The 21,078-nt window shown below is 70.3% G+C and carries 19 protein-coding genes; 16 read left to right on the top strand and 3 right to left on the bottom strand.

The window, feature by feature from the left end; all coding sequences use genetic code 11:
* The first annotated feature begins 33 nt into the window (after positions 1-33).
* The 16 genes from DEJ03_RS05030 (at position 34) to DEJ03_RS04955 (ending at position 18,112) form a co-directional block, all read left to right on the top strand.
* Entirely contained in the window at positions 34-2,640 is a 2,607-nt protein-coding gene (locus tag DEJ03_RS05030; RefSeq protein WP_110863746.1) for an ATP-dependent Clp protease ATP-binding subunit, read from the top strand.
* 836 nt (positions 2,641-3,476) lie between these two features.
* On the top strand, positions 3,477-3,710 hold the full coding sequence (locus tag DEJ03_RS05025) for a hypothetical protein (protein ID WP_138803336.1): 234 nt from the start codon (positions 3,477-3,479) through the stop codon (positions 3,708-3,710).
* A 252-nt stretch (positions 3,711-3,962) separates the two neighbouring features.
* Positions 3,963-4,505, top strand: coding sequence for an adenine phosphoribosyltransferase (locus tag DEJ03_RS05020; protein ID WP_017887364.1), 543 nt, complete (start codon positions 3,963-3,965; stop codon positions 4,503-4,505).
* Between the two features lie 123 nt (positions 4,506-4,628).
* The gene (thrS, locus tag DEJ03_RS05015; protein ID WP_110863745.1) at positions 4,629-6,650 is read left to right on the top strand and encodes a threonine--tRNA ligase; all 2,022 of its coding nucleotides are present in this window, start codon (positions 4,629-4,631) and stop codon (positions 6,648-6,650) included.
* Entirely contained in the window at positions 6,650-7,303 is a 654-nt protein-coding gene (locus tag DEJ03_RS05010) for an HIT domain-containing protein (protein WP_258370549.1), read from the top strand. The genes thrS and DEJ03_RS05010 overlap by 1 nt, the downstream gene beginning before the upstream one ends.
* Before the next feature lie 13 nt (positions 7,304-7,316).
* A complete protein-coding gene (pdxS, locus tag DEJ03_RS05005) occupies positions 7,317-8,237 on the top strand; it encodes a pyridoxal 5'-phosphate synthase lyase subunit PdxS (RefSeq protein ID WP_017887361.1) in 921 nt (306 codons plus the stop codon).
* Entirely contained in the window at positions 8,227-8,838 is a 612-nt protein-coding gene (pdxT, locus tag DEJ03_RS05000; protein ID WP_110863744.1) for a pyridoxal 5'-phosphate synthase glutaminase subunit PdxT, read from the top strand. Before pdxS ends, pdxT begins: the two co-directional genes overlap by 11 nt.
* 119 nt (positions 8,839-8,957) lie before the next feature.
* Positions 8,958-9,725 (top strand): YebC/PmpR family DNA-binding transcriptional regulator, encoded by a 768-nt coding sequence (locus DEJ03_RS04995; protein ID WP_017887357.1) that lies wholly within the window; start codon positions 8,958-8,960, stop codon positions 9,723-9,725.
* Between the two features lie 2 nt (positions 9,726-9,727).
* Positions 9,728-10,375, top strand: coding sequence for a crossover junction endodeoxyribonuclease RuvC (gene ruvC / locus DEJ03_RS04990; RefSeq protein ID WP_110863743.1), 648 nt, complete (start codon positions 9,728-9,730; stop codon positions 10,373-10,375).
* Positions 10,372-10,992 (top strand): Holliday junction branch migration protein RuvA, encoded by a 621-nt coding sequence (gene ruvA, locus DEJ03_RS04985; RefSeq protein WP_071403844.1) that lies wholly within the window; start codon positions 10,372-10,374, stop codon positions 10,990-10,992. The genes ruvC and ruvA overlap by 4 nt, the downstream gene beginning before the upstream one ends.
* A complete protein-coding gene (gene ruvB, locus DEJ03_RS04980) occupies positions 10,989-12,032 on the top strand; it encodes a Holliday junction branch migration DNA helicase RuvB (protein WP_110863742.1) in 1,044 nt (347 codons plus the stop codon). Before ruvA ends, ruvB begins: the two co-directional genes overlap by 4 nt.
* A 90-nt stretch (positions 12,033-12,122) precedes the next feature.
* Complete coding sequence (yajC, locus tag DEJ03_RS04975; protein ID WP_051596726.1) at positions 12,123-12,524, top strand: preprotein translocase subunit YajC; 402 nt, start codon at positions 12,123-12,125, stop codon at positions 12,522-12,524.
* A gap of 91 nt (positions 12,525-12,615) precedes the next feature.
* Positions 12,616-14,367, top strand: coding sequence for a protein translocase subunit SecD (secD, locus tag DEJ03_RS04970; protein ID WP_110863741.1), 1,752 nt, complete (start codon positions 12,616-12,618; stop codon positions 14,365-14,367).
* Positions 14,367-15,371, top strand: a complete 1,005-nt coding sequence (gene secF, locus DEJ03_RS04965) for a protein translocase subunit SecF (RefSeq protein ID WP_071403841.1) — start codon at positions 14,367-14,369, stop codon at positions 15,369-15,371. The genes secD and secF overlap by 1 nt, the downstream gene beginning before the upstream one ends.
* Positions 15,371-15,718, top strand: a complete 348-nt coding sequence (locus tag DEJ03_RS04960; protein ID WP_071403840.1) for a rhodanese-like domain-containing protein — start codon at positions 15,371-15,373, stop codon at positions 15,716-15,718. The genes secF and DEJ03_RS04960 overlap by 1 nt, the downstream gene beginning before the upstream one ends.
* A gap of 69 nt (positions 15,719-15,787) precedes the next feature.
* Positions 15,788-18,112: a bifunctional (p)ppGpp synthetase/guanosine-3',5'-bis(diphosphate) 3'-pyrophosphohydrolase gene (locus DEJ03_RS04955; protein ID WP_228513657.1), complete on the top strand. Its 2,325-nt coding sequence runs from the start codon at positions 15,788-15,790 to the stop codon at positions 18,110-18,112.
* Positions 18,113-18,469: 357 nt separating this feature from the next.
* On the opposite strand, the gene DEJ03_RS17850 is transcribed toward DEJ03_RS04955, so the two are convergent.
* The 3 genes from DEJ03_RS17850 to deoC all read right to left on the bottom strand — a co-directional run bounded on the left by DEJ03_RS17850 (position 18,470) and on the right by deoC (position 21,072).
* Entirely contained in the window at positions 18,470-19,042 is a 573-nt protein-coding gene (locus tag DEJ03_RS17850) for a type IV toxin-antitoxin system AbiEi family antitoxin (RefSeq protein WP_181422606.1), read from the bottom strand.
* A 196-nt stretch (positions 19,043-19,238) separates the two neighbouring features.
* The gene (locus DEJ03_RS04945; RefSeq protein ID WP_110863739.1) at positions 19,239-20,192 is read right to left on the bottom strand and encodes an ROK family protein; all 954 of its coding nucleotides are present in this window, start codon (positions 20,190-20,192) and stop codon (positions 19,239-19,241) included.
* 148 nt (positions 20,193-20,340) lie between these two features.
* Positions 20,341-21,072, bottom strand: a complete 732-nt coding sequence (gene deoC, locus DEJ03_RS04940) for a deoxyribose-phosphate aldolase (RefSeq protein ID WP_083404120.1) — start codon at positions 21,070-21,072, stop codon at positions 20,341-20,343.
* Between the last annotated feature and the right edge of the window lie 6 nt (positions 21,073-21,078).

The following is a 21,078-nucleotide window of genomic DNA, read 5'->3' as shown; positions in this document are numbered from 1 at the left end:
GTCGAAGGCACTCAAGTTCCCCAGGAGGTCCCTTTGCCAGAGACGTTCGGCCCGACCGGTAGCAACGACTCGTTCGACGAGTTCCTCGCCCGCCTGCTCGCGGCACAGCGCACCGGTGACCAGCAGCGCGTCCGCGCGTTCGGTCGACCGGTCGACATCACCCGGCTGCTCAGCCGCCGGACCCACGAGCTGCTCCAGCACACCGCCGAGTTCGCGGTCGCGCAGGGGCAGCGCGAGATCGACGCACTGCACATCCTGCACGTGCTCGTCCGCACCGAACCGTTCGACGCCGTCGTGCGTTCCGCCGGGGTCGATCCCCAGCGACTCGCCGAGGAGATCGAGCAGCGCCTGCCGATGGCGCACGAGCCGCTCGCCGAGCAGCCCGGCCGCCCGGCGCTGACCGGCACCGCCCAGCGCATCCTCGTCGAGGCGACGCAGGCCGCGCGGGGCTTCGGCAGCACCTACACCGACCCCGAGCACGTCTTCTTCGCGCTCGTGATGGACCAGGAGACCGTGACCGGCCAGCTGCTCGCCAGCGCCGGGATCACCCCGCAGGTCATGCAGGACTACGCCCAGCAGGCCGCGGCAGCAGCACGAGAGGGGCGCCCCATGCCAGGAACCAACGACGCCGTCGGCACCGACCAGGCGACCGACAGCGACACCCCGACGCTCGACCAGTTCGGCACCGACCTGACCGAGCGCGCCCGCGACGGACACGTCGACCCGGTGATCGGCCGCGCCGACGAGATCGAGCAGACCGTCGAGATCCTGCTCCGCCGCACCAAGAACAACCCGGTGCTGATCGGTGAACCCGGCGTCGGCAAGACCGCGATCGTCGAGGGCCTCGCCCAGCGCATCGTCGACGGTGACGTCCCCGCCCTGCTGCAGGGCAAGCGGGTCGTCGCACTCGACCTGCCCGGCATGCTCTCCGGCACCCGCTACCGCGGCGACTTCGAGGAGCGCCTCACCAAGGCGATGGACGAGATCGCGGCGCACGCCGACGAGCTCATCGTCTTCGTCGACGAGCTCCACACCGTCGTCGGCGCCGGTGGCGGCGGCGAGGGCGGCTCGATGGACGCCGGCAACATCCTCAAGCCCCGACTCGCCCGCGGCGAGCTGCACCTGGTCGGCGCGACGACACTCAACGAGTACCGCCGGATCGAGAAGGACGCCGCGCTCGAGCGCCGGTTCCAGCCCGTCACGGTGGGGGAGCCGAACGTCGAGGACGCCGTCGCGATCCTGACCGGCCTCGCCCCGCGCTACGAGGAGCACCACGGCGTCGCCTACACGCCCGAGGCACTCCGCGCCGCCGTCGAGCTCTCGCACCGCTACGTGACCGACCGACACCTGCCGGACAAGGCCATCGACCTCATCGACCAGGCCGGTGCACGCCGTCGCCTCGCCCTGTCGGGCGACGTCGACGTCGAGGCACTGCGTGCCCAGGTCGCCGACCTGACGGCCCGCAAGGACCGCGCGGTCGCCGAGGAGCACTACGAGGAAGCGTCCGACCTGCGCGACGAGATCGTCGGACTGGAGGCCCGGATCACCGCCGCCTCGTCGGCGGACGCGACCCGCGCCTCCCGTCAGGAATCCGCGGACACGTCGATCACGGAGGCCGACATCGCCGCCGTGGTGTCACGTGCCACCGGGATCCCGGTGACCCGCCTCGGCTCGGCCGACAAGACGCGGCTCGCCGCGCTCGAGTCCGAGCTGCACGACCGAGTCGTCGGCCAGGACGACGCCGTGCGGGCGATCGCCAAGGCGGTACGGCGCAGCCGGACCGGCATGGGCGACCCGCGTCGTCCGGTGGGCAGTTTCCTGTTCCTCGGCCCGACGGGTGTCGGCAAGACCGAACTCGCGAAGGCCCTGGCGTCGTCGCTGTTCGGTGACGAGTCCGCCATGCTCCGCTTCGACATGAGCGAGTTCGGCGAACGCCACACCGTCTCCCGCCTGGTCGGTGCCCCTCCCGGGTACGTCGGCTACGACGAGGCCGGCCAGCTCACCGAGCGTGTCCGCCGCAACCCGTACTCGGTGATCCTGCTCGACGAGGTCGAGAAGGCCCACCCGGACGTCTTCAACCTGCTGCTGCAGGTCCTCGACGACGGGCGGCTCACCGACGGGCAGGGGCGGACGGTCGACTTCCGGAACACGGTCGTCATCATGACGTCGAACATCGGCTCGGAGTTCCTCGCCTCCCGCTCGGGAGCGCTCGGGTTCTCCCCGGTCGGCGCGACGGACGGCTACGCCGAAGACGACCTGCGGGCCCGCGTCATGGGCAAGCTGCGCGAGGCGATGCGGCCCGAGTTCATCAATCGCATCGACGAGATCGTGCTGTTCCGCAAGCTCGACCGGTCCCAGATCGCGTCGATCGTGTCGCTGCTGCTGCAGGACACGGCGCTCCGGCTGGTCGCACAGGACATGCTCCTGTCGGTGTCCGACGCGGCGGTCGACTGGCTCGCCGAGCACGGGTACGAGCCGGAGTACGGCGCCCGCCCGCTCCGTCGGCTCATCCAGCGCGAGGTCGACGACCGCATCGCGACCCTGGTGGTCGAGGGCGGGGTCACCGCGGGTGACACCGTGCGGATCGACGTCGAGGGCGATGCCCTGACGGCGAGCGTCGCGGAGCACGCGGCGGTCTAGTCCGGTCGCACGCACAACGAGGGCCCGGTACCGATTCGGTACCGGGCCTTCGGCGTGCGCGGACCGCCGCGGTGTTGCGCTGCGCGCCGCCGCCGCGCGCCGTGCGTGCTCCGTCACACGGTGCGAGGTTGCCCGCACCGTGCAGGCCTGTGATCCCGCACCGAGCGCGCGGGCTGCCACCGGTCCGCGGACGACGCACGGTGCAGCCGGGAGGCCCGGCTCCGGTGCACGCCGGGAACTCGGCACGGGGCCTGCTCGTCGACACGAGAACACGAACCTCGCACCGTGATCAGCCTGTTCGGGAATGCAATTCCGGATGTTTTCCGGAAAAGGGGTTGCGCTCCGAATTGCGGTGCCGATAGTGTTCACTCGTCGCGAACGGTCGAACATTCGACCCGGACGACTCCGCCAGCTCGAGACCGAAAGGGGGCCGACCATGATGATCTCCGCAACCACTCCGTTCCGTGGAATCCGTGGACGCGTCGGTACCCCGTTCCGCGTCCGCTGACCCGGGGCGTCCCACTCTCCTGACACCTGTGCCTCCGGGCACCTTGCGCTGAGCCGATCAGGCTCGCGCAGCACCGGTTCGTTCATCCGCTGAGCGGCTCGACGGCACGTTGGTGCGTGCCGTCCGATCTGCGCGGACGACGCCGGAAGAATGTCGGTGGACAGTGCGACGCTCTCGGTGTCGACGAGCATTCCGCGATCGTTGTCCGAACCTTTCCGGACCATCCCGGAGTGCATTCTCACGCATTCATTTCCTACTGCCCGCAACCCGGGCGGATTCGTCCTGCCCGACACCCGGGCAGCTCTGCCGTGCCCTGAAGGGGAACACCGTGTCCACGAAGACCACCACCCGTCCACCCGATACCCGCGCGGTGCGCCGCCGGGTCTCACTCGCCGACCGCATCGCACTCCGAGTCGGGATGTCGCTCATCATCTGGAGCCGACGCACCCGCAAGGAGCGGCCCGAGGTCGACCTCGCCACGTTGGCCCGCATGGAGCGCGAACGCCAGCAGCGCGAGGCCGACTGGATCACCCAGGGCGCCGCCATGCGGATGTGGCGCTGACCCGCGGCGCTGCGGCGCTGCGGCGCCGGCGCTGTCGTCGGCGTCAAGCACGCACGCACAGTGCGTCGTTCCGAAGCCCGTGCGGACTGAACGGCTCGGTGCGAGGAAACAACCTCGCACCGAGCCACCTGCGGCAAACCGTCCGACCGAACCCGCACTGTGCCGCGATCGGTCGGCCCCGCACGAGGCGACCACCCTCGCACCGTGCGCCGACGTGTCGGACGCACCCCGGGCCTCCCGTACCGTTGGCGGGTGACCGAAACCGCAGCTGCACTCGTCGAACGCCTCACCGCCCTCGTACCGGACTTCCCGAAGCCGGGGGTGCTCTTCCGTGACGTGACGCCGGTGTTCTCCGACGCCGTCGCGTTCGGCCGCGTGTGCGAAGCACTCGCGGCTCCGTTCGCGGTCGGAGCCGGGTTCGACGCGGTCGCCGGCATCGAGGCCCGGGGCTTCGCACTGGCCGGGGGCATCGCCGCCCAGCACCAGGTCGGCGTGCTCACCGTGCGCAAGGCGGGGAAGCTCCCCGGCGAGGTCCTCAGCGAGCAGTACGCGCTGGAGTACGGCGAGGCCGAGCTCGAACTGCGCCCCGGCCAGCTGCCGGCCGGCACGCGGGTGCTCGTCGTCGACGACGTCCTGGCCACCGGGGGGACCGGCGCTGCGACCATCACGCTGCTCGAACGTGCCGGGTACCAGGCCATCGGCTTCGCCGCTCTGCTCGAGCTCGACGGCCTGAACGGGCGCGAGCGTCTCGAGCCGCGGCTGCCCGTCGCGACGCTCGGCGCCGTCCCGGCCTGAGCGCGGGCAACCGCGCGGTCGGGGCGGCATCCGTTCTCTCCACAAGCGCGTCCCCGGCGTCCGCACGCGAGCACGTCTCGCACTAGTCTTGACGCACCATTTCGATCGAGGAGTCCCATCATCGTGACCGAGTCAGTCGCACCCGCGCCCGCCGAGCTTCCCCAGGCACCCGAGCCCCGGACCGCGACGACGACCACGACCGGCACCGAGCTCTTCGACGGTGAGCGCGGCGTCGTCGCGATCCGCGTCGACGGTGTCCTGAAGGACCTCGCGGCGGACGTGCAGGCCGGCGAGACCGCCGAGGCCGTCACCCTGCAGGAGCAGGACGGGCTCGACATCCTCCGCCACTCGGCCGCCCACGTGCTGGCGCAGGCCGTGCAGCAGATCAACCCGGACGCCAAGCTCGGGATCGGGCCGCCCGTCACCGATGGCTTCTACTACGACTTCGACGTCGCCGAGCCCTTCACCCCCGAAGACCTCAAGGCGATCGAGAAGGGCATGGACCGCATCGTCAAGCAGGCCCAGCGCTTCCGTCGCGTGGTCGTCACCGACGAGCAGGCACGCGAGCTGATGGCGGGGGAGCCCTACAAGCAGGAGCTCATCGGCCTCAAGGGTGCGGCATCCGACGGTGACTCCGGCGAGAGCGTCGAGGTCGGTGCCGGCGAGCTCACCGTGTACGAGAACGTCGACCCGAAGTCGGGCGAGGTGCTCTGGCAGGACCTCTGCCGCGGCCCGCACGTCCCGCACACCCGCTGGATCGGCAACGCCGCCAAGCTCATGCGCGTCGCCGCCGCGTACTGGCGCGGCTCGGAGAAGAACCCGCAGCTGCAGCGCATCTACGGCACCGCCTGGCCCGACAAGGACCAGCTCAAGGCGTACCTGGTGCGCCTCGAGGAAGCCGCCAAGCGCGACCACCGCAAGCTCGGCGCCGAACTCGACCTGTTCTCGTTCCCCGACGAGATCGGTTCCGGCCTGGCGATCTTCCACCCGAAGGGCGGCATCATCCGCCGCGAGATGGAGGACTACTCGCGCCGTCGGCACGAGGAGAACGGCTACTCGTTCGTCTACACGCCCCACATCACCAAGGGCGACCTGTTCGAGACCTCCGGGCACCTCGGCTGGTACAAGGACGGCATGTTCCCGGCCATGCACATGGACGAGGCGAAGGACGAGGACGGCAACGTCACCCGGCAGGGCGCCGACTACTACCTCAAGCCGATGAACTGCCCGATGCACATCCTGGCGTACCGGTCGCAGCCCCGCTCCTACCGCGACCTGCCGCTCCGGATGTTCGAGTTCGGCACGGTGTACCGCAACGAGAAGTCCGGCGTCATCCACGGCCTCACCCGCGTGCGCGGCCTGACCCAGGACGACGCGCACATCTTCACCACGCAGGAGAAGATGAAGGAGGAGCTGACCACGACCCTCGCGTTCGTGCTCTCGCTCCTGCGCGACTACGGCCTCGACGACTTCTACCTCGAGCTGTCGACGAAGGACCCGGAGAAGTACGTCGGTGACGACGAGGTCTGGGACGTGGCGACGGAGACCCTGCGCCAGGTCGCCGAGGAGTCCGGTCTCGAGCTCGTGCCGGACCCGGCCGGCGCCGCGTTCTACGGCCCGAAGATCTCCGTGCAGGCCCGCGACGCCATCGGACGCACCTGGCAGATGTCGACCGTGCAGCTCGACTTCAACCTGCCCGAGCGCTTCGGCATCGACTACACCGCGGCCGACGGCTCGCGCCAGCGTCCGGTGATGATCCACCGCGCGCTGTTCGGCTCGATCGAGCGCTTCTTCGGGGTCCTCACCGAGCACTACGCAGGCGCGTTCCCGGCGTGGCTGTCGCCCGTCCAGGTCGTCGGCATCCCGGTCGCGGCCGAGTACGGCGACTACCTCGACGAGGTCATCGCGAAGCTCCGCGCCCACGGCGTCCGCGCCGAGGTCGACCACTCGGACGACCGCATGCAGAAGAAGATCCGCACGCACACCAAGGCGAAGGTGCCGTTCCAGCTCATCGCCGGTGGCGACGACCGCGATGCCGGCGCCGTCAGCTTCCGCTTCCGCGACGGCCGCCAGGACAACGCGGTGCCCGTCGACGAGGCCGTGGACCGCATCCTCACCGCGATCCGCGAGCGCACGCAGGTCTGATGGCGCAGTCGGGAGGCCCGGAGCAGGCCGGTGGGACCGGTCACGTCGACGACGTGGCCGGCCCCACCGCCGCCGCGCCCTCCGAAGGCGCGGACACCGATCCGCTGGTGATCCGCGACGCGGCCACCGGCGCAGCCGTCCCGGACGCGTTCCAGCGGCTCTGGAACCCGCACCGGATGGCCTACATCGACGCCGGCCGTGAAGGCCGGGGACGCGGGCACGACGACGACTGCCCGTTCTGCGAAGCCCCGCGGAAGTCCGACGAGGACGCCCTGATCGTGGCCCGGGGCGAGCACGCCTACGTGCTGCTCAACCTGTTCCCGTACAACAACGGGCACCTGCTCGTCTGCCCGTACCGGCACGTCCCGCTCTACGACGAGGCGACGCCTGACGAACTGCGCGAGATCGGCGAGCTGACCCAGACCGCGATGCGGGTGCTGCGCGAGGTGTCGCACTGCGACGGCTTCAACATCGGCATGAACCAGGGCGAGGTCGCCGGTGCCGGCGTGGCCGCACACCTGCACCAGCACATCGTCCCGCGGTGGCAGTCGGACGCGAACTTCTTCCCGATCATCGCCCGGACCAAGTCCATGTCGCAGTTGCTCGGCGAGACCCGTCGACTCGTCGCCGACGGGTGGCCCCGGGCGCACTAGACTGGTCGGCATCATGAGCGACAGCACCAGCACCTCCGGCACCCCTGGCACCTCGATCACCGGCTCCGACCGCGTCAAGCGCGGACTCGCCGAGATGCTCAAGGGCGGCGTGATCATGGACGTCGTCGACGCCGAGCAGGCCCGCATCGCGGAAGAAGCCGGTGCGACCGCCGTCATGGCCCTCGAGCGCGTCCCCGCCGACATCCGCGCGCAGGGCGGCGTCGCCCGCATGTCCGACCCCTCGATGATCGAGGAGATCATCGCCGCGGTGTCGATCCCCGTCATGGCAAAGGCCCGCATCGGCCACTTCGTCGAGGCGCAGGTGCTGCAGGAGCTCGGCGTCGACTACATCGACGAGTCCGAGGTGCTGTCGCCGGCCGACTACGTGAACCACATCGACAAGTGGAAGTTCACCACCCCGTTCGTCTGCGGTGCCACCAACCTGGGCGAGGCGCTCCGTCGCATCACCGAGGGCGCGGCCATGATCCGTTCCAAGGGCGAGGCCGGCACCGGTGACGTGTCCGAGGCCACCAAGCACATCCGCACCATCACCAAGGAGATCGCGGCGCTCCGCAACCTGCGTGACGACGAGCTCTACGTCGCCGCCAAGGAGCTCCAGGCCCCGATCGACGTCGTGCAGGAAGTCGCCCGCACCGGCAAGCTCCCCGTCGTCCTCTTCACCGCCGGTGGTGTCGCCACCCCGGCCGACGCCGCGATGATGATGCAGCTCGGTGCCGACGGTGTCTTCGTCGGTTCCGGCATCTTCAAGTCCGGCGACCCGGCAGCGCGTGCCGCCGCGATCGTCAAGGCGACGACCTTCCACGACGACCCCAAGGTCATCGCCGAGGTGTCCCGTGGTCTGGGCGAGGCGATGGTCGGCATCAACGTCGCCGACGTCCCCGCGCCGCACCGCCTCGCCGAGCGTGGCTGGTAGTCCGACGAGCGCCGCTCGGCCCCGCATCGGGGTCTTGGCGCTGCAGGGTGACTTCCGCGAGCACATCGCCTCGCTGACCGAACTCGGCGCCGACGTGGTGCCGCTCCGTCGCCCCGAGGAGATCGAGACCCTCGACGGCGTCGTGATCCCCGGGGGCGAGTCGAGCGTGATGGACAAGCTGTCCCGCGCGTTCGGCGTCGCCGAGCCCCTCGCCGACGCGATCCGCGGTGGCCTGCCCACCTACGGCACCTGCGCCGGCATGATCATGCTGTCGTCGCGGATCACCGAGGGCATCAGCGGTCAGCGGACCCTCGACGTGCTCGACACCACCGTGCGCCGCAACGCGTTCGGTGCGCAGAACGACTCGTTCGAGATCGACATCCCGATGCCCGACCTCGGAGAGGCCCCGGTGCACGCGGTGTTCATCCGGGCCCCTGTCGTGGAGCAGCGCGGCGACGACGTCCACGTCCTCGGCGCGCTGCCCGACGGGCAGGTCGTGGCGGTGCAGCAGGGCAACGTCATAGCCAGCGCGTTCCACCCCGAGGTCGCCGGCGAGGACCGCTTCCACCGCCGGTTCCTCGACCTGGTGCGCAGCGCCTGAGGCGTGACCGCCCACCCGCCGCACCGGCGGGACGGAAGCCGCGCCGTGCCTCCAAGCCGGTGTTCGGCCCACAGGGCCGCTAAACTGAGCGGGACTTTCCGCAAGACGCAAGGAGAACCGTGTCCGGGCATTCCAAGTGGGCAACGACCAAGCACAAGAAGGCGGTCATCGACCAGCGCCGTGCCAAGTCGTTCGCCAAGCTGATCAAGAACATCGAGGTCGCCGCGAAGATGGGCGGTGCCGACATGTCCGGCAACCCGACCCTGGTCGACGCCGTGCAGAAGGCGAAGAAGACCTCGGTCCCCAACGACAACATCGACCGCGCCGTCAAGCGCGGTGCGGGTCTCACGGGCGAGACCATCGAGTACACGACGATCATGTACGAGGGCTACGGCCCCAACGGCGTCGCGATGCTCATCGAGTGCCTCACGGACAACAAGAACCGTGCCGCGGCCGAGGTCCGGACGGCGATGTCGCGCAACGGCGGCACCATGGCTGACCCGGGCAGCGTCGCCTACAACTTCTCGCGCAAGGGCGTCATCTCGGTCACGAAGACCGACGGCCTCGACGAGGACACCGTGATGACCGCGGTGCTGGACGCCGGTGTCGAGGACGTCATCGACCAGGGCGGCGGCTTCGAGATCATCACCGAGGCGAGCGACCTGGTCGCCGCCCGCACCGCCCTGCAGGACGCCGGCATCGACTACGACTCCGCCGACGCCGAGTTCGTGCCCGGCCTCAAGGTCCCGGTCGACGCCGAGACCGCCCGCAAGGTGTTCCGCCTGATCGACGCGCTCGAGGACTCGGACGACGTGCAGAACGTCTACTCGAACTTCGACATCCCCGCGGACGTCCAGGCCGAGCTCGACGAGGACGAGGGCGAGTAACCGTGCTCCGTGTGCTCGGGGTGGACCCCGGGCTCACCCGGTGCGGCGTCGGCGTCGTCGAGGTCGCACCGAACCGGCGCGCACGGCTCGTCCACGTGACGGTCGTGCGCACCCCGCCGGACATGCCGCTCGAGCAGCGGCTGCTCCGCATCGCCGACGGCATCGCCGCCGAGATCGACGAGCACCACCCGGATGCGGTCGCCGTCGAGCGGGTGTTCGCGCAGGCGAACGTCCGCACCGTGATGGGCACCGCGCAGGCCGCCGGCCTGGCGCTGCACGCCGCGGCCGCCCGGGGCCTACCCGTCGGCCTGCACACCCCCTCCGAGGTCAAGGCCGCCGTCACCGGCTACGGCAACGCCGACAAGCGTCAGGTGCAGACCATGATCGCGCGCGTGCTCGGTCTGGACGAGGCCCCGAAGCCGGCCGACGCCGCCGACGCGCTCGCGTTGGCCGTGTGCCATGCCTGGAGGCTCGGATCACCCGACGCCGCCGGCTCGCGTGCCACGAACCTCACCCCGGCACAGCGCGCCTGGCGGGACGCCCAGGGCGGCACCGTCGACTCGCCGCTGGCCCGCGCGGCCGCCGCCGCGGCCCGCCCGCGGCGTGGCAGGTCGGCGTCGTCGGTGGGCGGCCCTAGGCTCGGAGCATGATCGCGAGTCTCCGGGGCACCTGCATCGACATCGCCGGTTCGGCCGTGGTGATCGAGGTCGGGGGAGTCGGGTACGCCGTCACCGTGACCCCCGCACACGCGCTGACGATGCGCCACGGTTCCGAGGTGTTCGTGCGGACCGCCATGATCGTGCGCGAGGACGAGCACCTGCTCTTCGGGTTCGAGTCGACCGACGCCCTGCAGGTGTTCGACCTGCTCCGCGGGGTCTCCGGCGTCGGCCCGAAGTCCGCGATGGGCGTCCTGGCCCACATGGACCCGGCGCAGATCGCGAACGCCGTCGCGAACGAGGACGACGGTGCCTTCCGCAAGGTCTCCGGCATCGGCCCGAAGACCGCCAAGCTCATCATCGTCGCGCTCTCCGGCAAGCTCGTGGCCTTCGAGCAGGCAGCCGTGGTCGCGGCCGCACGGGGGACCGCAGTGCACCCCGCCGCGGTCGACGTCGTCTCGGCGCTCATCGGCCTCGGCTGGCGCGAGGACGCGGCACAGTCCGCGGTCGACGACGCCGTCGCCAACGAGCCCGGTGCCGCCGCGATGGGCACCCAGGCCCTGCTCCGTGCCGCCCTCGGTGCACTCCGACCCGCGGCAGCCGGCCGGTGAGCGGCATCACGTCCGCCGGCGCCGAGTCGCAGGAGGAACTCGCGTTCGAAGGCGCGCTCCGTCCGCGCTCGCTCGACGAGTTCGTCGGGCAGCGCAAGGTCCGAGGGCAGCTCGACCTGCTCCTCAAGGCCGCGGGCATGCAGGAGCGCACGCCCGACCACATCCTGATGGCGGGTCCTCCCGGCCTCGGCAAGACCACGCTCGCGATGATCGTCGCGCACGAGACCGGGCGACCGCTGCGCATGTCGAGCGGCCCGGCGATCCAGCACGCCGGTGACCTCGCCGCCGTGCTGTCGTCCCTGGTCCCGGGCGAAGTGCTGTTCATCGACGAGATCCACCGCATGGCCCGCTCGGCAGAAGAGATGCTCTACCTGGCGATGGAGGACTTCCGCATCGACGTGATGGTGGGCAAGGGTGCGGGTGCCACGAGCATCCCGCTCGACCTCGCACCGTTCACGCTCGTCGGCGCCACCACCCGGGCTGGCCTGTTGCCGAACCCGCTGCGCGACCGCTTCGGCTTCACCGCCCACCTCGAGTTCTACGAGAAGGACGAGCTCGAGCAGGTCCTGATCCGTGCGGCCCACCTGCTCGAGCTCGACATCGACCGGACCGCCCTGCGCGAGATCGCCGGACGCTCCCGCGGCACCCCGCGCATCGCGAACCGCCTGCTCCGCCGGGTGCGCGACTACGCCCTCGTGCACCGCACCACCGACGGCATGGCCGCGGTCCAGGGTGCGCTCGACCTGTACGACGTCGACGAACTCGGGCTCGACCGGCTCGACCGGGCCGTGGTCGAGATCATGCTGACCCGGTTCGACGGGGGCCCGGTCGGTCTGAACACCCTCGCCGTCTCCGTCGGCGAAGAGTCCGAGACCATCGAGTCGGTCGTCGAACCGTTCCTCGTCCGCGTCGGGCTCGTGACCCGTACCCCCCGCGGGCGCATCGCGACACCGCGGGCCTGGCGACACCTCGGCCTCACCCCGGGGCAGGGCGACGGCGGGCAGCCGGGGCTCTTCGACGACCAGGACACCGACGACTGAACGCCGATCAGTCGAGTGACATGCCACGGACACCGGCGTGCCCTAGACTGCTACGGCCCGAAACCGAGCAACCAGAGAAGGCAACGCATCATGGGTCAAGAAGTCATCCTCATCGTCATCGTCGTGGCGTTCGCGGCCTTCATGTTCTACAACAGCCGCAAGCGCAAGAAGCAGCAGGCCGAACTCGTGGACAAGATGGTCCCGGGCGCCAAGGTCATGCTGTCCTTCGGCCTCTACGGCACGCTCCTCTCCGTGAACGAGGAGAAGGTCACCGCTGACGTCGAGATCGCACCGGGGACCATCGTCACCGTGCACCGCCAGACCCTGTCGCGCGTCGTCGACGACAACGCGTCCGACGTCGAGACCACCACGACCACCGAGGACGAGCCGAAGCCGGTGGCCGAGCTCAACGGTGAGCCGGTCTACGGCGAGCGTGTCGACACCGACCGCGTCGACGAGACCGACGCCACGAAGCGCAAGTCCGACGACTGACGCCCTCGGCCGCCGGGTCGTCTGACCCGGCGGCTTCCCTCTGCCGTCGCACGGTGTGCCGACGGTCCTGAACAGAAAGACGAGACGACCGGTGGCACGATCGACACCCGTCAAGAAGGCGCTGCGCTCGCTCACCTGGTTGGTGATCCTGATGGCGATCCTCGCCGGCGTGAACACCGCCGCGTCGATCCTCGCCGGCTCTTCGAAGGACGACACCGACAAGTGGTACCAGGGCGCGAGCTGGGTGCCGGAGCTGGCTCTGGACCTGCAGGGCGGCACGCAGCTGACCCTCGCGGCGCAGAACACCGAGGGCGACTCCGTCACCTCGCAGCAGCTGCAGCAGGCGGTGAACATCATCCGCCAGCGCATCGACGCCACCGGTGTCTCCGAGTCCGAGATCAACACCCAGGGCGCGAACAACATCGTCGTCTCGATCCCGGGTCGCCCCGACAAGGCCACGATCGACCGCATCGAGGCCGCAGCCAAGCTGACCTTCCGCCCGGTGCTCTTCACCGAGGCCGCATCGAGCTCGGCCGTCGGTGGCGACGGCAAGGGCACCGCGTCGCCGACGCCCTACTCGCCGCCGGCATCGCTCGCCGCGACGCCGAGCGCGAAGCCGTCGAACGCGAGCGACCTGAACTGGGTCACGCCGAAGCTGCAGGACCTTTACTCCAACTACAACTGTGCAGCACCGGACGACATCACCGCGGCACCCGATGACGAGCCCCTCGTCACCTGTGACCAGACGGGCGCGGCGAAGTTCATCCTCGGACCGGTCGAGGTCCTCGGAGCCGACGTCAGCAACGCCACCTCGGGTCTCGCCACCGACTCGCAGGGCACATCGACGGGCCAGTGGGCCGTCAACCTGACGTTCAACGGTGAGGGTTCGAAGGACTTCCGCACCGTCACGAACCGTCTCGTGTCGCTCCAGCAGCCGCAGAACCAGTTCGCGATCGTGCTCGACGGCACGGTGATCGAAGCCCCGACGACGAACTCCGCGATCACCAACGGCAAGGCGCAGATCAGCGGGAACTTCACCGCCGAGTCTGCCAAGACCCTCGCCGACCAGCTCAAGTACGGTGCGCTGCCGATCAACTTCCAGGTGCAGTCGAACGAGAACATCTCGGCGACGCTCGGCACCGCGCAGCTCATCGGTGGCCTCGTCGCCGGTCTGATCGGCCTGATCCTCGTGATCATCTACTCCGTGATCCAGTACCGCGCCCTGGCGTTCGTCACCGTGCTGTCGCTCGGGATCGCCGCCGTGCTCACGTACCTCGTGATCGCGATCATGTCGTGGCGCGTCGACTACCGCCTGTCGTTGGCCGGTGTGGCGGGTCTGATCGTCGCCATCGGCATCACGGCGGACTCGTTCATCGTCTACTTCGAGCGCATCCGTGACGAACTCCGTGACGGACGCGCCCTCGAGAGCGCGGTCGAGTCCGGCTGGAAGCGCGCGCTCCGCACGATCCTGGCCTCCGACGCGGTGAACTTCCTCGCCGCCGTCACGCTCTACGTGCTCGCAGTCGCGGACGTGAAGGGCTTCGCGTTCACGCTGCTCCTCACGACCCTCATCGACATCGTGGTGGTCGCGCTCTTCACCCACCCGATGATGCAGCTCATCGCCCGCAGCCGGTTCTTCGGCGAGGGGCACCGGTTCAGCGGTCTCGACCCGGCAGCACTCGGCGCCGTCTACCGGGGGCGCGCGCAGTTCCGCGCACCCGTCGTGGACGGCAAGCGCCAGCGCAGTGCGGGTGAGGCACAGCGCCGACAGACGATCGCGGAACGGAAGGCCCAGCAGGCCTCCGGCGACAACGGCTCGACGCCGGACGGGAAGGACGACTGATGGCCAGCTTCAGCCAGTTCGGCAGCGACCTCTACACGGGGAAGCGGTCGTACGACATCATCGGGCGCCGGAAGACCTGGTACCTCATCGCCCTCGCGATGATCCTGATCTCCCTGGTCACCCCGTGGCTCCGTGGCGGGTACCAGCTCGGCATCGAGTTCACCGGCGGCTCGGAGTTCACGATCTCCGACGTCAAGACGCTCGACCAGAACATCGCCACCGAGACCGTCGAGGACGTCGTCCCGGAGTCGATCCCGCGCGTCTCGCAGCTCGGCACGCACGGCATCCGGGTCCAGACCGGGCAGCTCACCGACCGGCAGACGACCGAGGTGCAGGACGCCCTGGCGAAGGCCTACGACGTCCCGGAGAGCCAGGTCGCCGCGACCTTCATCGGCGCGACGTGGGGTGCCGACGTGCTCGCGCAGGCCATCCGTGGTCTCGTGATCTTCCTCGCCCTCGCCGCGGTCTTCATGACGCTCTACTTCCGCACCTGGAAGATGTCGCTGTCCGCGATGGCCGCGCTGCTGCACGACCTGCTCATCACGGCCGGCGTGTACGGCATCGTCGGGCTCGAGGTCACGCCCGCGGCGGTCATCGGCTTCCTGACGATCCTCGGCTACTCGCTCTACGACACCGTGGTGGTCTTCGACAAGGTGCGTGAGAACACCGCGCAGGAGTCGATCCGGACGTTCAAGCAGTCGGTCAACCTCGCGGTCAACCAGACCCTCGTCCGATCGATCAACACCTCGGTCGTGGCACTGCTGCCGGTCGCGGCGATCCTCTTCATCGGGTCGTACGTGCTCGGCGCCGGTACCCTGCGCGACATCTCGCTCGCGCTGTTCATCGGCATCATCGTCGGCACCTACTCGACGATCTTCATCGCGTCGCCGATGTACGCGCAGCTGCGCGAGAACGAGCCGAAGATCAAGGAGTCCGACGCCAAGAAGACCGCGGCGGCCGAGAAGCGCCGACGCGAGGTCGACGCAGCAGAGGCGAACGTCTGATGCCCATCGAGATCCAGGAGATCGACGTCGCCGAGGCCCAGCGCCGCATCGACGCCGGAGCCCGCCTGTTCGACGTCCGCGAGCAGGGGGAGTGGGACGAGGTCCACGCTCCCCAGGCAACGCTCGTGCCGATGTCGGAGTTCGTGGACCGCTGGCAGGAGATCGACGGCGGCGACCAGCCGGCCATCATCGTCTGCCACTCCGGCGGCCGGTCATCGCGCATCGTCGCGGCGCTCGAGCAGTCGGGGGTCCCGGCCGTCAACCTCTCCGGCGGCATGCTCGCCTGGGAGCAGGCGGGGGCACCGGTGGAGCGCGACGCCCAGGGCGAACCGCGTCACGGGCACTGACCGGGGACGCGTAGTCTTGTCGGATCGAGCTCGGATCGAGCTCTCGGACCGAGTCCTGGGAGGCGCATCATGACGGACACCCGCGAAGAGCCGTCCGCGCCGAGCCGCCCGGGTTCCGCCCCGCGGCCCTCGAGCCCGATCGGTCCGAACACCACCGGCAACCTCGGTTCCCTCCGCTCCCTGCTGCCGCGCCTGTTCTCGCGCGCCCAACCGGCCGGCGCCGTGGACACACTGATCCGCACGGTCCGCTCGCACCACCCCAAGGCCGACGTGACGCTCATCGAGCGGGCCTACTCGGTCGCCGAGCGCGCGCACGACGGGCAGAAGCGCAAGTCCGGTGAGCCGTACATCACGCACCCCGTCGCGGTCGCGCAGATCCTGGCCGACCTCGGCATCGGCACGATCACCATCGCGGCTGCGCTCCTGCACGACACGGTGGAGGACACCGACTACCAGCTCGACCAGCTGCGGGCCGACTTCGGCGACGAGATCGCGATGCTCGTCGACGGCGTCACGAAGCTCGACAAGGTCAAGTACGGCGACAGTGCCCAGGCCGAGACCGTCCGCAAGATGGTCATCGCGATGTCGAAGGACATCCGCGTCCTCGTCATCAAGCTCGCCGACCGCCTGCACAACGCCCGCACGTGGGGCTTCGTCGAGTCGACCTCTGCCACGCGCAAGGCGAAGGAGACGCTCGAGATCTACGCGCCGCTCGCGCACCGGCTCGGCATCCAGATGATCAAGCTCGAGCTCGAGGACCTGTCGTTCGCGGTCCTGCACCCGAAGCTCTACGTCGAGATCGACAGCCTGGTCAAGGAACGCCAGCCGAAGCGCGAGCAGTTCGTCCAGAACGTCATCGGGACCCTGAAGAAGGACCTGAAGGCCGCCAAGGTCCGCGGCGACGTCATGGGCCGGCCGAAGCAGTACTACTCGATCTACCAGAAGATGATCGTGCGGGGTCGCGAGTTCGACGAGATCTACGACCTCGTCGGCATCCGCGTGCTCGTGCCGACCGTGCGCGACTGCTACGCCATGCTCGGCTCGGTGCACGCCCGCTGGACCCCGCTGCCCGGTCGCTTCAAGGACTACATCGCGACCCCCAAGTTCAACCTGTACCAGTCGCTGCACACCACGGTGCTCGGACCGCAGGGTCGTGCGGTCGAGATCCAGATCCGCACGCACGAGATGCACCAGCGCGCCGAGTTCGGTGTCGCCGCCCACTGGAAGTACAAGCAGCGTGCTGCCGGCCGTGACGCCGGTACCTCGTCGACCACGGACGACCAGGACATGGCGTGGCTCGCCCACATCACCGACTGGCAGGCCGAGACCAGCGATCCGGGCGAGTTCCTCGATTCCCTGCGCTATGAGATCGGCGCGAAGGAAACCTACGTCTTCACGCCGCAGGGCAAGGTCATCGGGCTCCCCGCCGGAGCCACCCCGGTCGACTTCGCCTACGCCGTGCACACCGAGATCGGCCACCGCACGATGGGTGCGAAGGTCAACGGCCGCCTGGTCCCGCTCGAAAGCCAGTTGTCCAGCGGCGACGTCGTCGAGATCTTCACGTCGAAGAACCCCGATTCCGGCCCCTCGCAGGACTGGTTGCAGTTCGTCCGCAGCCCCCGCGCGCGCAACAAGATCAAGCAGTGGTTCACCAAGGAGCGCCGCGAAGAGGCGATCGAGCAGGGTCGCGACGCCATCGCCCGGGCGATGCGCAAGCAGAACCTGCCGCTCCAGCGCATCATGAGCCAGGACAGCATCGCCGAGGTCGCCTCGTCGATGCGGTACGAGGACGTCTCCGCCCTGTACGCCGCCATCGGCGAGGGCCACGTCTCGACGCAGTCGGTGATCGAGAAGGTCCTCGGCAATGTCCAGACCGAGACCGAGACCGACGAACCCGAACTCGCGTTCCCGCGCCAGGTCACCAGTCGGCAGCTGCGCACGAGCGACAGCGGCGTGCTGGTCCGCGGTGCGCCCGACATCCTCGTGAAGCTCGCGAAGTGCTGCACGCCGGTGCCGGGCGACCAGATCGTGGGCTTCATCACCCGAGGCCAGGGCGTCTCGGTGCACCAGTCGTCGTGCACCAACGTGAAGTCGCTCATGAACGAACCCGACCGGATGATCGAGGTCGAGTGGGCCCCGTCGTCGAAGTCGGTGTTCCTGGTGCAGATCCAGATCGAGGCGCTCGATCGGTCGGGCCTGCTCAGCGACGTCACCCGGGTGCTGACCGACCACCACGTGAACATCCTGTCCGCGACGGTGTCGACCTCGTCCGACCGTCTCGCGCTGAGCCGGTTCGTGTTCGAGATGGGCGACACCATCCACCTCGACCGTGTACTCAACGCGGTGCGACGCATCGACGCCGTCTACGACGTCTACCGCGTCAGCGCCGGCTAGGACGGCAGCGCCCCGCGCGGCCCGTCCGCCGACCGGTCACGACTCGTCGCGCGGGCACCGTCGAGCGGTCACGAACCGTCGGCTGCGGTCCTGCCTGCCGACAGTTCGTGACCACTCGGCGGACGTGAGCGGGGTGTTGTGACCGCTCGCACGCGCCGGACCGGGAGGCCCGTGGCAGCCCCGCCCCGCGCCTCCCGTTTCTCCAGCCCGTCGACCGGTCACGACTCGTCGCGTGGGCACCGTTGACCGGTCACGAACCGTCGACTGCGGCCATGCCAACCGACGCTTCGTGACCACTCGGCGGACGTGAGCGGGGTGTTGTGACCACCTGCACCCTCACCCCGCGCGCGCGACGCCCTACCGCGCAGCACCCCCAGCCGCGCCCTGCAGCCCCCACAACCGCCGCTCGGCCTGCCGCACCATGGGGATCGTCCCGAGGGACCTCAGGCGCGCCTGCAGCTCGGCAGCCGTGACCACCCCGATCGCGAGCAGCCCGTGCACGGCCGTCGCCTCGGCCACCCCGAACGCACCGGCCGTCGGCCCCGGCGTCCGGAGCAGGTCGACCGCGGTCCGCGCCGGCAGTGTGACCCGCAGCCGCGAGCGCTCGACGGTGTCGTCGACGTCGATCCGGACCTCTCGCAGGCGCACGTCCGGCCCGACGTGGACACGGACCTGGGGCGGGATGCAGGCCTCGAGCGGCGCCGGCGGCCGGGACACCGCACCCCAGATCCACGCGGCGGTCAGGGTACAGGCGATCAGGCGCGCGTCCCGCAGGACCCAGGCGGCAGCGGCGGCGCGCAACGACGGCGTCTGCGGCTCAGCGGGGGAGGCCCAGCAGGGACCGACGGCGACCAGCTCGCCGGCCAGGACCGCCGCACGCAGCTCGGGCTCCGGCCAGTCGTCACTGGTCAGCAGTCGCGGGCGGGGCACCCGCACATCCTGCCCGACCTGCGCACGCGACCGACAGGCCTGTGGACAAGCCACGCACCGACCGGGAGGACCGTGGCGGGCCCGCACCGCGCATCCAGGCCGTCGCCGGTCACGTCCAGGGCGTGGGCCGCGTCGACGACGCGACCAGCCGACGGCCGCGCGCTGGATCGGACGCGGCCGGGCGCGACGCGCGGGCTCAGCGCAGGACGTCGGCGCGGTGCACGAGCGCCGCGGCACCGATGAGCGGACCGTCCTGGGACAACCCGGTCGGCACGATCTGCACCTTCGTGACGAACCCGAACTCGACACGCTCCGCCACGGCCTGCCGGGCGTACTCGAACAGGTCCGGGGTGACGTGCGAGAACCCGCCACCGATGGCGACGATCTCGAGGTCGACCAGGCTCGTGGCGGCGGCGATGGCCTGCCCGAGGGCACGGCCGCTCCGCTGGACCGCGGCGACGGCGATCTCGTCGCCCGCGGCGTAGGCGGCCGAGAGCTCCTCGCCGGTCGTGCCCGCGAAGCCCTGACGACGTGCCCAGGCCACGGTCTTCGGGCCGCTGGCGATCGCCTCGAGGCAACCGGTGCCGCCGCAGGCGCAGGGGTCGTCGTAGCCGCCGCACTCGACGTGGCCGATGTGGCCGGCGTTGCCCGTCGGTCCGCTGACGGTGCGACCGTGCAGGATGAGCCCGCCGCCGACGCCGGTGGAGACGATCATGCCCATGACGTGATCGTAGCCCTGGGCCGCGCCGACCCAGTGCTCGGCGAGGGTGATCGCCAGGCCGTCCATGCGGAGCGTCACCGGGACGTCGTCCGGCACGAGCGCCGCGATCCGGTCGCGCAGCGGGTGGCCACGCCAGACCGGCATGTTGAGCGGGGAGACGAGGCCGTGCTCCTCGTCGACCGGGCCGGCGGAACCGACGCCGACGCCGACGAGCGTCGCGTCGGCGGGCAGCGCGCCGAGCGCGGCCGTGACGACCTCGTCGACGGCGGCCTGCAGCTCGTCCGAGGTGCGCTGCGGCCCGGTGGGGCTGCGGAACCGGGTCGCCGGCAGCACGACGCCCTGGTCGGTGACGAGCGCGGCCTCGACCTTCGTGCCGCCGAGGTCGACGGCGAGAGCGAGGGCGGGGGACTGGGGTGCGGTGCTGGACATGCGCGCTCCGATGCGGCGGTCTGGAGGCACGGTGCGGGTCGCCGACGCGTCGTCGCGTCCGGTGGGCTCCGGCCTGGTCGTGGTGGGTCGTGCTGGGTGCGTGGGCTCAGCCCGGTGGGCTCAGCCGGGTCGGCTCAGCCCCGTGGGCTCAGTAGGACGTCGTGTCGTCGCCGAGCGCCGACGCGGCGCCCGTCTCGGCGCGGTGCGCGACCTCGTCGAGGATGCGGGCCGAGGCGCTCGTGCCGATGCGGTTCGCGCCCGCCTCGACCATCTCGAGCAGGGTGTCGAGCCCGCGGACGCCGCCGGAGGCCTTCACGCCGGTGTCGGCACCGACCGTGCGGCGCATCAGGGCGATGTGCTCGGCCGTCGCGCCACCGCCGGCGAACCCGGTCGAGGTCTTCACGAAGGCGGCGCCGGCGGTCTGTGCCGCACGCGAGGCCGCGACGATCTCGTCGTCGGTCAGGAACGCGGTCTCGAGGATCACCTTGACGACGGTGTCGCCGGCGGCGTCGACGACCGCGCGGACGTCCTGCTCGACGCGCTGCCAGTCGCCCGACTTCGCGGCGCCGATGTTCTGCACCATGTCGAGCTCGAACGCGCCGTCGGCCAGGGCCTGCAGCGACTCGGCGACCTTCGCCGCGGTGGACGTGGTGCCGTGCGGGAAGCCGATCACGGTGCCGACGCCGACGCCGGTGCCCGTGAGGCGCTCGACGGCGTGGGCGACGTCGCTCGGACGGACGCAGACGCTGAAGACGCGGTGGGCGGCGGCTTCGTCGAGCTGGGCGTCGACGTCCGCGCGGGTGAGTTCGGGCTTCAGGATCGCGTGGTCGATGAGGCCGCGGACGGCATCGACGGTGACGGGGAAGGCTGCGTTGTCCACCCGGCA

It is taken from the genome of Curtobacterium sp. MCLR17_043 (assembly GCF_003224215.1).
Classification (GTDB): Bacteria; Actinomycetota; Actinomycetes; order Actinomycetales; family Microbacteriaceae; genus Curtobacterium; species Curtobacterium flaccumfaciens.
Note: the sequence above shows the minus strand (reverse complement) of the source record. Positions and strands in the feature narration are given on the sequence as shown.

Coding starts and splice junctions, on each gene's coding strand:
- DEJ03_RS05010 (WP_258370549.1), top strand. CDS start 6,650: ATGGCGCAGTCGGGAGGCCCGGAGCAGGCCGGTGGGACCGGTCACGTC.
- pdxS (WP_017887361.1), top strand. CDS start 7,317: ATGAGCGACAGCACCAGCACCTCCGGCACCCCTGGCACCTCGATCACC.
- ruvA (WP_071403844.1), top strand. CDS start 10,372: ATGATCGCGAGTCTCCGGGGCACCTGCATCGACATCGCCGGTTCGGCC.
- yajC (WP_051596726.1), top strand. CDS start 12,123: ATGGGTCAAGAAGTCATCCTCATCGTCATCGTCGTGGCGTTCGCGGCC.
- secF (WP_071403841.1), top strand. CDS start 14,367: ATGGCCAGCTTCAGCCAGTTCGGCAGCGACCTCTACACGGGGAAGCGG.
- DEJ03_RS04960 (WP_071403840.1), top strand. CDS start 15,371: ATGCCCATCGAGATCCAGGAGATCGACGTCGCCGAGGCCCAGCGCCGC.
- DEJ03_RS04955 (WP_228513657.1), top strand. CDS start 15,788: ATGACGGACACCCGCGAAGAGCCGTCCGCGCCGAGCCGCCCGGGTTCC.
- DEJ03_RS04945 (WP_110863739.1), bottom strand. CDS start 20,192: ATGTCCAGCACCGCACCCCAGTCCCCCGCCCTCGCTCTCGCCGTCGAC.